6 protein-coding genes and 1 riboswitch are annotated in these 10,314 nt (G+C 48.8%); all 6 genes read right to left on the bottom strand.

Going from position 1 to position 10,314, the window contains the following annotated elements; genetic code table 11:
* Positions 1-401: 401 nt before the first annotated feature.
* The gene (locus PCH02S_RS34840; protein WP_127458696.1) at positions 402-1,805 is read right to left on the bottom strand and encodes an NCS2 family permease; all 1,404 of its coding nucleotides are present in this window, start codon (positions 1,803-1,805) and stop codon (positions 402-404) included.
* Between the two features lie 142 nt (positions 1,806-1,947).
* A riboswitch (purine riboswitch) is annotated at positions 1,948-2,048 on the bottom strand.
* 89 nt (positions 2,049-2,137) lie between these two features.
* Positions 2,138-3,676, bottom strand: a complete 1,539-nt coding sequence (gene guaA / locus PCH02S_RS34835) for a glutamine-hydrolyzing GMP synthase (RefSeq protein WP_127458695.1) — start codon at positions 3,674-3,676, stop codon at positions 2,138-2,140.
* Between the two features lie 111 nt (positions 3,677-3,787).
* Positions 3,788-6,118 carry a transglutaminase-like domain-containing protein gene (locus PCH02S_RS34830; RefSeq protein ID WP_127458694.1) on the bottom strand — a complete coding sequence of 777 codons (2,331 nt, stop codon included), beginning with the start codon at positions 6,116-6,118 and terminating at the stop codon, positions 3,788-3,790.
* Complete coding sequence (locus PCH02S_RS34825) at positions 6,105-7,319, bottom strand: DUF58 domain-containing protein (protein WP_127458693.1); 1,215 nt, start codon at positions 7,317-7,319, stop codon at positions 6,105-6,107. The genes PCH02S_RS34830 and PCH02S_RS34825 overlap by 14 nt, the downstream gene beginning before the upstream one ends.
* 11 nt (positions 7,320-7,330) lie before the next feature.
* Complete coding sequence (locus PCH02S_RS34820; protein WP_127458692.1) at positions 7,331-8,308, bottom strand: AAA family ATPase; 978 nt, start codon at positions 8,306-8,308, stop codon at positions 7,331-7,333.
* Between the two features lie 65 nt (positions 8,309-8,373).
* Positions 8,374-9,828 (bottom strand): polysaccharide deacetylase, encoded by a 1,455-nt coding sequence (locus PCH02S_RS34815; RefSeq protein ID WP_127458691.1) that lies wholly within the window; start codon positions 9,826-9,828, stop codon positions 8,374-8,376.
* Between the last annotated feature and the right edge of the window lie 486 nt (positions 9,829-10,314).

The following is a 10,314-nucleotide window of genomic DNA, read 5'->3' as shown; positions in this document are numbered from 1 at the left end:
AGTTTTCCCCATAAAGTGAAGCGAAAGCTCCGAAGAGAATTCCGATTACTTTCCGGGGGCCCCTAAGGGTTGCTGATATGTGCTCATTGACTTGCTAGCGAGATTTTTCAATCTCATTTATAGTCGATTGCTCGACTGTGCTTACTCACTCGTTGTTCAGTTTTCAAAGATCAATGACTTCCTTATTCATCCATCGCCTTCAAAAGCGACCTGATCAATATACCACATCGGCCTATTCGATTGCAAGAACTTTTTTCAGTTACTTTCGTTCTTTCGTTCGACCGCCGAAGCGACAAGAAGTAATATAACAAATACGCGAAGGCATTGCAAGTCCTTTTCCAATTGTAAAAAATGGTAACAAAAAAAGCCCCGGTGCGCCATGCACCAGAGCTTAAAGCTTTTTAACCTTGACTTCCTATAAAGATGTAACGAGCTAGAACAAGAATCGCCAATACCCACATAAGCCAGTGAATGGAATAACGCTTCTCACTTTTACCACCCAAATTCGCTGCTGCTGCCAATACCACATAAGTAACAATCCCAAAGGAAATACCATTCGCAATATTGTAAGTGAAAGGCATCAATACGATTGTAAGGAACGCTGGAATAGCAATAACGAAGTCTTGGAAATCAATCTCACGAATCGATTGCACCATTAGAACCCCTACAACAATCAAGGCAGCTGCCGTAGCAGAACCAGGAATTAACATTGCAATTGGAGCTAGGAACAGAGCAAGCAAGAAACATACGCCCGTAGTTACTGCGGTCAAACCAGTACGTCCACCCTCTGCTACACCTGCTGCGCTTTCTACGAATACAGTGACCGTACTCGTTCCAACTAACGCACCACCACTAACACCGATTGCATCAACAAACATCGCTTTACCTACACGCTTGTTGCCTTCTTCTTTGTTCTTCATAATTCCAGCGCGACTCGCTGTTCCAACCATTGTGCCGAATGTATCAAACAACTCAACGAACGTAAATGTAGCAATAACGGAAACAATCCCCGTTGTCATAATCCCTGCAAAATCAAAATCACCAAAACGAAGCTTGCTTAAATCAGGAACCCATGTCGTATCTGCACTTGTCAGCGTACCGAGATTAACCATCCCCATAAAGTAGCCGATTACTGTAGTGGCCAGGATACCGAACAAGATCGCACCGCGAATGCGCAGCACCATAAAAATGGAAATCAACAGAACACCGATAATTGTTAGAATAACGCTTTTATCTTCTAATGAACCCATATGAAACACTGTTTCAAATGAAAGAACGTCTGTAAATTGATGAGCTTTGATATCATTGCCGCTTTCTACTGCAACAGTAAGAATGCCGCTGTTTTTGAAACCGATCATTGCAATAAACAAACCGATTCCGACCGTAATCGCATGCTTCAGGCCATCTGGAACAGCGACAAGGAGGATCTGACGGATTCGGGTCACAGTTAAAATAATAAAAATGATCCCCGAAATAAATACGGCGGTTAACCCCATTGAAAACGTAAACTTACCTTGTGATGTCAAGATAATCGTTGCAAAATAAGCGTTCAAGCCCATTCCCGGCGCAAGCGCAACAGGAAAGTTAACGAATAACCCCATAGCAATCGTCATAACACCCGCAGCAATCGCCGTTGCCAAGAAAATCGAAGTCCAGTCACCACCGGTAGCTCCCGATTTAAAAGCACTCAGCACGTCTGGGTTGACTGCAAGGATGTAAGCCATTGTCATGAAGGTTGTAATCCCCGCCATGATTTCTGTTCTTACGCTCGTGCCGTTTTGTTTCAATTTGAAAAAGCGATCCATTTTTCCTACTCCTCCTAAAACGAATGGTGGGGAACAGCAAAAAACCCAGAATCATGTTGCCTGATTCCGGGTACGAAAAAGGAGCTTCCCTATGAGAGTTGCCCCTTCTATGCATAGCACAAAAAGTCATAGTAACTCACACAGATTCCGTCCTTTTTTTCGTAGCCAGATCATTTGCGGTGATCTCGTAGAAACTCTCGGGCCAATCCCCAAGATTATACGAAAAACTGTTATCCATTTCACATTTTAGTGCGGAAATAACCCTTTGTCAATAAAAAAGACGAACATTCCAGGGTTAAATTTTCCCAGAATGTTCGTCTTTTCCATTTTATCTATTCCCACTCAATTGTAGCAGGCGGTTTGGACGTAATGTCGTACACAATACGGTTTACATTCTCCACTTCGTTCACGATACGAACGGAGATTTTCTCCAGCACATCCCACGGAATACGCGCCCAGTCGGCTGTCATACCGTCGATGGAAGTAACCGCGCGGATACCTACAGTATAGGAGTACGTTCTAGCGTCTCCCATAACCCCAACGCTTTTCATGCCCGGAAGCGCCGTGAAGTATTGCCAGATCTCGCGATCCAAGCCCGCTTTCGCGATTTCATCGCGCAGGATGGCGTCGGATTCACGAACAATTTTCAGCTTGTCCTCTGTAACCTCGCCAAGAACACGAATTGCCAGACCAGGACCTGGGAATGGTTGTCTCCACACGATTGCAGCAGGAAGACCGCACTCTTCACCCACTTTGCGTACTTCGTCTTTAAACAAAGTTTTGAGCGGCTCGATTAGCTTGAACTTCATATCTTTCGGCAGTCCGCCTACATTGTGATGCGATTTAATCGTATGAGCTGTAGCTGTACCGCTTTCTACGATATCCGTATATAGCGTACCTTGTGCCAGGAACGTAAAGTCATCGAATTTACCGGACTCCTCTTCGAACACGCGGATAAATTCCGTACCGATAATTTTACGTTTTTGCTCCGGATCAGCTACACCGGCCAATTTGCCGAGGAAACGTTCACGCGCATCGATTTTGACTACTTGCATATCGAATTTGCCAACAAATGTATCCATAACGCTTTCTGCCTCGCCTTGACGCAGCAAGCCATGGTCAATGAACATACAAGTCAACTGTGAACCAATCGCTTTATGCAAAAGAATCGCAACAACCGATGAATCCACCCCGCCGCTAAGCGCGCAAAGGACTTTCTTGTCGCCTACTTCTTGACGAAGCTCTTTGACCATATCCTCAACAAAGGAGGACATCGTCCAATCCCCTTCACAGCCGCAAACGCCGTAAATGAAGTTATGGATCATTTCGTTCCCTTGAAGGGAGTGACGAACTTCCGGATGGAATTGTACCGCATGAATATTACGCTCACGATGGCTCATTGCGGCAATTTCAAGGGAATCCGTGCTCGCTTCGATGACGAAACCTTCAGGAAGAACGGATACGTGGTCACCATGGCTCATCCATACCGTTTGCTTCGCTTCCAAACCTTTAACCAGCGGGCTTTCATTCGTAAACGAAAGATCTGCTTTGCCATATTCACGCGTATGCGCGCGTTCAACTTTACCGTTCAATTGATGAGCAATTAACTGCATGCCGTAGCAAATCCCCAAAATCGGAATCCCCAAATCAAAGATTTGCGGATCAACAGCTGGTGCTCCCTCACCGTACACGCTGGATGGACCGCCGGAGAACACAATACCCTTCGGCTGAAGCTCGCGAATTTTCTCAACCGTTGTATTGAACGGCAGCAGCTCGCTGTACACGCCCAAATCACGGATTCGTCTAGCAATCAGTTGGTTGTATTGGCCTCCAAAATCTAAAACGACGATCATTTCACTCGGTTTACTCATTATCCGACCTCCTAATTTCATAGCGGTTGAGTCGATAGGGATCCCCTTGTCCTCTTACCGCTATTTATAGGTACTAATTTTAAACATTAGGTACCTAGGATGTAAAGGGGTTTAATGTGTCTTTTGAATGGCTTTCCATATTGCCACAATTTCCCGCTTCGTATAATGCGAAGAATTGACGGCATCATAGCGGATGCTTTCATAGATTAAAGCGAACTTATGCAGCGCCTGCTTTTGGCCTTGATGCTTGAAACTCAAAGCGGTGACATAGTCTCTTACGGTTTGATCCTTAGGTTTGGCGCCATATTTACGGAATAATTGGAGCCACAAGCGATCCATATAAGGAATCAGAGGATGCGGATGATTTAAGCTGTGTTTGTAAAATGGAACTAGCGCTCCGTTAAACAAGAACCCTTTTCGCTTCAGCAATAGGACAATAGCCGCCAGCACAAGGAGGCCTCCTAGCAACAGGATGAGAGGGTTTCGATTTGTTTTGGCATAATTGATGGCGTTATGTTTCGCGGCTTGCAGCCACTCGCTTGAACTTGCTGTAAAATTCCCGGGCACCGGAATATTCATCAGAGAGGCTGTCATCGCCGATTGCTCCATAGCGGCCGTCGTTAAGGTCTCTCTTGGATGATCGGAAGAAATCCCCGAGAACCCTGGCGTAGGCTCAAACGGCACCCACCCCATAGATGGGAAATACACTTCCACCCAAGAGTGCGCATCCGAATTGCGAACCAACACTTCTTGAAGCGGATCCGCACCGCTGTCAACAGATTGCAGCGTGCCAGGTGCGAACCCTTTTACCCAACGAGCAGGTACACCCACAGACCTCAGCATCACAACCATCGACGTTGAAAAGTGATCACAATAACCCGTCTTATCCACGAACAAAAAGTGGCTGACAAAGTCCTCGCTTCGACTCGGAGCTGTCGGCTTCTCAAGACTGTACGTATAGGTATGGCTCAAATACTGCTCAATCGCAACGGCTTTGGCATAAGGCGTAAGCCGGTTCGTTGTGATCTGTTCGGCAATACTGCGCACTGACCTTGGCAACGTTGACGGCAGCTGCAAATAATCGCCTATAATCTCAGGCGGGTAGGAACCGACGTCCGAATTCAGCAAAGTCGGATCTTCCTTTACAGGCTGCACGGTTATTTTGTAATAAGACAAAGGATCTGCGATATCAGGCAAAATCACTTTACCGCTGAGTGCAGACTTAAGCAGAATGTCAGGTGATAACGGTTTCCCCTTCTCCGTCAGAAGAGAGTCCACACCCAATAGATTGCCACCTAAGAACAACTGCTTATTCGGCGACTTGTCGTTCCACAAAACTTCTTGTGTAACTAGCCTTCCAGAACCTGTTTGAACAGGCGCTGCATACGGCTCAAGGGTTTGATTCGTTTGGGTCCAGCCTTTGCCGTCATAAAAATTCTTGGACTCGCCGCGCCAATATGTAAGCTCTGAGGTTTTGGCCGTGAATACCGGAGTCGTGTCTACTTGGAGTGGACCTCCTAAGGACGTATCATTTTGACCGTAGCCCGATTTGGCCACAGTTCCTCCAGCATGCGTCTCCTCATTGTAAAGTTCAAACAACCGATCGGACATATACGCCCAGCTTACCGGCTTCATCAGAGCTTCCGGCTCGGCCTGCTTGGCCGAATACCATCCGGCTGCGGCTAGCACGCCTACTACGGCTGCACTAACAGCCACCCACCTAAAAGCGCTTCCGGGACGAACCGATGCAAAGCCGTAGGTTTGCTCGATTCTCGAAAGATTCAGCAGCGCTAACAGAAGCAGTCCGTATCCTATTGTGCGCATGATGCCCTGCACCGTATCCGCACCAAATACCAATTGTAGGACAACGAGATAACCCAATGTGGCAGCAACAAACCATAGGCTGTGCTGTCTTTGCAGCATGAGCGCCTGTATCACGGAAATAAGCAGCGACCAGCCCAGCAAAAATAGCAAGGTCCTGAGCTCACCGCTGATGAGGTCGAAATGGGCCTGCATCAGATAACGAACATCCTGAAAAATCGTTCCAAGCAAGTCAAAGACCCAGGCTCCGGTGATAAAGGTTTCCCTGTCAAACATAAATCCGACGAAAAGCAGGATCAACACGCCTTTGGCCGTCCATCCCCAAGCGTAAGGAACTTTAAAGCAATCTATGGCGATGCATAACGCAAAAACGACCAATATCGGGCCGGATTCAATCGACGTATCTGTCATCCACGCCAATGGACGGAGCCATTCTGAAATCAACAAAAACAGTAAGAGAGAGATCAAGATGTCTCGGAAAAAAGTTTGGTGGAGCGGCGACGATGCCCCAGTGCCTGTGCCGGTCACTGCGCTGGCGTGGAAGATGGGTCCTGGTGGAATGGCTCCTGAAGGGCGAATAAAGGGCATGCGCGAATCGCGCCGTGGTTCAAGCGGTTGCATCCGCGACACCTCCTTGCTTGGGCCACTGGCCCCGCGGATGTGGCACTTCCGTGAAGCTGCAGCCTGCGGCTTGCAGCTGCGAAGCTCCCTCTCGCTCAGCGACCGAGAGGGAGGGCTTGGCGTGCACGTAAATCACGTGCACGGAACGGCGCCTGGTGCGCGCATCCGCAATCGCGCGCACCAGCGCCACATCCAGCGTCGATGTGATGCACACCATCGACGCATCCGGCGGCAAGGCCGCCGCCTCTTTCCTGACGAGGTCAGGAAAGGCCATGGCGGGCTTGTCGCCCACGCTCGCGAGTACTTCGTACGCGAGCGTCAGATCCGGGCGAATCGTCGGCGCGATTCGCTTGCCGTTCGAGCTGCTGGCGAAGCCGCAGCTCTCGCGCCCGCCGGCGGCGGCTTCGAAGAAGCCTGCCGCGAGGGCGACGCCCTTCTCCAGCAGCGGCTGAGCCGCTTCAGCTGGAGCCGCCGCAGGCGCCGCATCGAGCAGCAGCATCCGCTTCGCGGAGGCGGCCTGCTCGGGGTCCTTGGTCATCAGCCGGTTCAGCCGGGCTGTGGATTTCCAATGAATGCGGTGATACGGGTCACCGCTGGCATAGTCACGGACACCGCTAATGAGCGGTGTCTCCGCTTTGGGACCGCGGGCGGTAGGCACGTCGCCGTCGTCCGCGTGAAAGGTCATGCCAGAGCGGCCCAGCGCATCCGCCTTCGGATACACGAGGCACCGGTGAATCTCCTCCCGGCGCGTTCGGCGAACGGCGAAACCGAACATGTCGCCGGTGACCGCTTCACAGCCTGCGAAGCGGTATACGCCGCGCATAAGGCCCGTAATTTTATAACGGAAAAGGATCGTAGACTGGAACCATGGGAACAGCAGTTTGCTGTAAATCAGCTGAGCCCCGCTTCCTTCATGGACCCACGTTTCTTTGACGACCAGCCAAGGCATGGGCATCCGCGCACGGTGCGCGATCCCAAGGGTAATCGTGATATCTTCTCCCGCCACAAATACTTCTCCCGACAACTGCCGGTTGATCGACAGCCCTCTGAACGCAAAGACATAAAACAATCCAGCCTGTATCCATATCAAAGTCAAGCAGCATCCTAAATACCAGGCAGCGAAACCACCTTGCCAATAAACTAACAAAACCGATAGGACACACCCCACAAAGAGCAGCGACGATTTACCCCAGCTTTTCATGATTGTGCCCCCTACTTCGACGAAACATAGCGAAGTACTGGAGTTTGCAAGGAAGCTAATAAATCCGCCAGTATTCGTTCCGCCGACTTGCCCGTCATCCGAGCCTCGGAGGTCAGAATAAGCCGGTGCGTCCACACAGGCAGCACCAAATCCTTAATATCATCCGGCACAACGAAAGTTCTGCCTTTCATATAAGCGGACGTTTGCGCAGCACGCATCAACGCGTGGGACGCCCTTGGACTTGCACCAAGGTACAAATCGGTATGTTCCCTTGTAGCTAAAGCAAGGCGAACGATGAAATCTTTCAGTGTATTATCGACATGAATCATAGCTGCTTCTCTTTGTAACTGCACAAACTCGTCCTGCACAATAACAGGCTTCACTTGGTCGATCGGATGACGATCCTGGAGTCGGTCGAGCATCAAAATCTCTTGATCCGGCGTCGGATAACCGAGGGATAGCTTCATTAGAAAGCGATCCATTTGCGCTTCAGGCAGCGCGTAAGTCCCCTCATAATCCACGGGATTTTGAGTTGCCAGCAAGACGAAAGGCTTCGGCAGTTCATAGCCCACTCCATCTACCGTGACCCGCTTCTCTTCCATCGCTTCCAGAAAAGCCGACTGTGTTTTCGGAGAGGTCCGGTTGCATTCGTCCGCCAATACAATCGGCGTCATTAAAGGTCCCGGGCGAAATTCAAAATCGCCTGTCTTCGCATTATAAACAGACACGCCCGTCACATCGGATGGCAGCAAATCCGGCGTACATTGTATTCTCTTAAACTCGCAACCAATGGTTCTTGCCAAAGCGCGTACCAGCATTGTTTTTCCCACACCCGGCACGTCTTCCAATAAAAGATGACCACCGCTTAACATCGCGATAAACGCTTGCTCGATCGTCTCTCTTTTGCCAACAATCACTTTCTCCACATTCAGGATCATCCGTTCCACGAGAGGCTGCGGCTGATCGAATATTCGTGTCTTCGACTGCATAGTCAAGAAGCCTCCTTACATAAAGGTATGCTTCTAGTTTTTCCAGTCTTCTACTCTTTTAGACATTAGCCTGCTAGGGCAAATAGAGAGTTTTTCAGAATACTATTATTATCTTTCAGAATATAGAATTGTCGGAAGGCCATTGCCACTTCCCGTCTGCCCTCTTCCATCACCGTGTCCGTAATTCTACCTCCTAGCGAATCTATCGTTTTGCGCAGGGGCACGACCATCGTCCCTTCCCGCAGCTCCATATCTGCCAGCGAGTAAGTGGCTATATTATTTCCCAAAGCATAGGCGCGAATCGTCCTCGCTGGTAAGTCATATTGAATATCATAAATGCCGTAATGGGCATTAGCTGTCTTCGTTTGATCCTGCCACTGTACGTTTCCACCTAACTTTTCAATTAAAAAACGCAATGAAAGCTCAATTCGATTCGATCGTAACTGATACTGTGCAGGCTCCAAAGTAACGCTGCTCCACTGAGAAAAATGAATCTTTAGCGGCACAGTCGGCTTTATAGCGAGTAATGGAGACTCTTCCTCTGCTGCTGCCACCTTTTGCTTGGCTAGCTGCTCATCTGTGTTTTTTGGCTCCTCCTTGACTTGCTGCAGGCTCGGATGCGGGTGTACGGTCGCATATTGCTGTGTTTCCTCCCATAGTTGTTGAAAATGAGCCGCACTCATGTTTCTTGACCACTTGGATTTCCCCACCTGGAATTGCTTCGGCTTCACGTCGGTTGTCAGGGGCGCGAAAGCATAACCCAGGTTCTTATAATATTCGATTACTTTTGGCAGGATCTCTACAGTGGATTCATGCCCTGTGCCATCATGAAATAGAACTGTCAATTCGTGCTCGAGCGGTGAATCTTTTACCGTTTGCCAGATCTCATTTGCCGGTACATGAACTCTCTTCGAATCTCCGCTGTCTACATTCCAGTCCACGACGGTATAGCCCGCTTTATCCATTAAATAGTAGTAATAGGCATCGAAATTGGTATAGGTCCCCCCAGGAGCGCGCACGAATTGCGGGCGGGTGTCTGCGATGTCGGCGAAGATTTCCTCACTGCGCTGAATTTGATCCCAAAACGTTTGAAAATCGCTATAAAGCTCTTTATATACATGATTATAGGAATGATTGCCGAGGGTATGTCCGTCTTTCAAAATTCTTTTCACCATATCCGGATACTCTTTGGCCTGCTCGCCCAGCGCAAAAAATGTAGCTTTCACGCCTTCTTGTTCTAAAATATCCAGAACCTTGCCCGTTAACTTGCTAGGACCGTCATCGAAGGTTAAATAAACCGTAGGCTTCTCAGGTGTTACATAGTTTTTCTCTTCCTGCTGCAAGCGCTTGCCTGTTTTGAGCTTTTGGTAGATCTCCTGCTCATCTTTTGCGGAGGTTCCATCCCCTTCCGTGGCCCTAACAGGGACCGCAGAGAGAAACAGGGAAACTAGTAGTAGCATGACCATAATGAGTTGAAAACTTTTCCGTTTAATGGCTGCATGTTGAACATGAAAACGCATGCGATGATCCCTCCGCTTGTTCTATCATTTTACTAACTGATAGAGTATATGGGAGATGGACGGGGAGTATGTCTCTTGTCTAGCAGTAATTTTTAGATGATGGGGAGTAGTATCTGAAGAGGTGAGAAAGGGAACTAGCGTCCTCTATTTCGGTGAAATCGGTCGTTCTCATGGGCTTGACGGAACTACAGGGTCTTATTTGTTGAAAAATCTAGTATTTCGCTTAAAATTGGCAAAATAGAGGATCATAGTTCCCTCCGACTAACAAACAGCCGCTTCTAGATGAAATAGCGGACTGTAGTTCCTCCTTGAGGAGAAAGAAATCGTTGGAGAGTTAATTTCCCTCCGTAGTTTAGCTTGTTAAGAGCCCACTGGGAGCGAATCTTGGCGGTGGAGAACACCCAACGCCGCTAAAAATTCAGCGTTACTGAGACATTTGGCGGAGGGGCATCCTCATAGGAGAGTAAGCTGGCTGGGCACTTAGAA

The sequence above is a fragment of the Paenibacillus chondroitinus NBRC 15376 genome (assembly GCF_004000765.1).
GTDB lineage: Bacteria > Bacillota > Bacilli > Paenibacillales > NBRC-103111 > Paenibacillus_E > Paenibacillus_E chondroitinus.
Note: the sequence above shows the minus strand (reverse complement) of the source record. Positions and strands in the feature narration are given on the sequence as shown.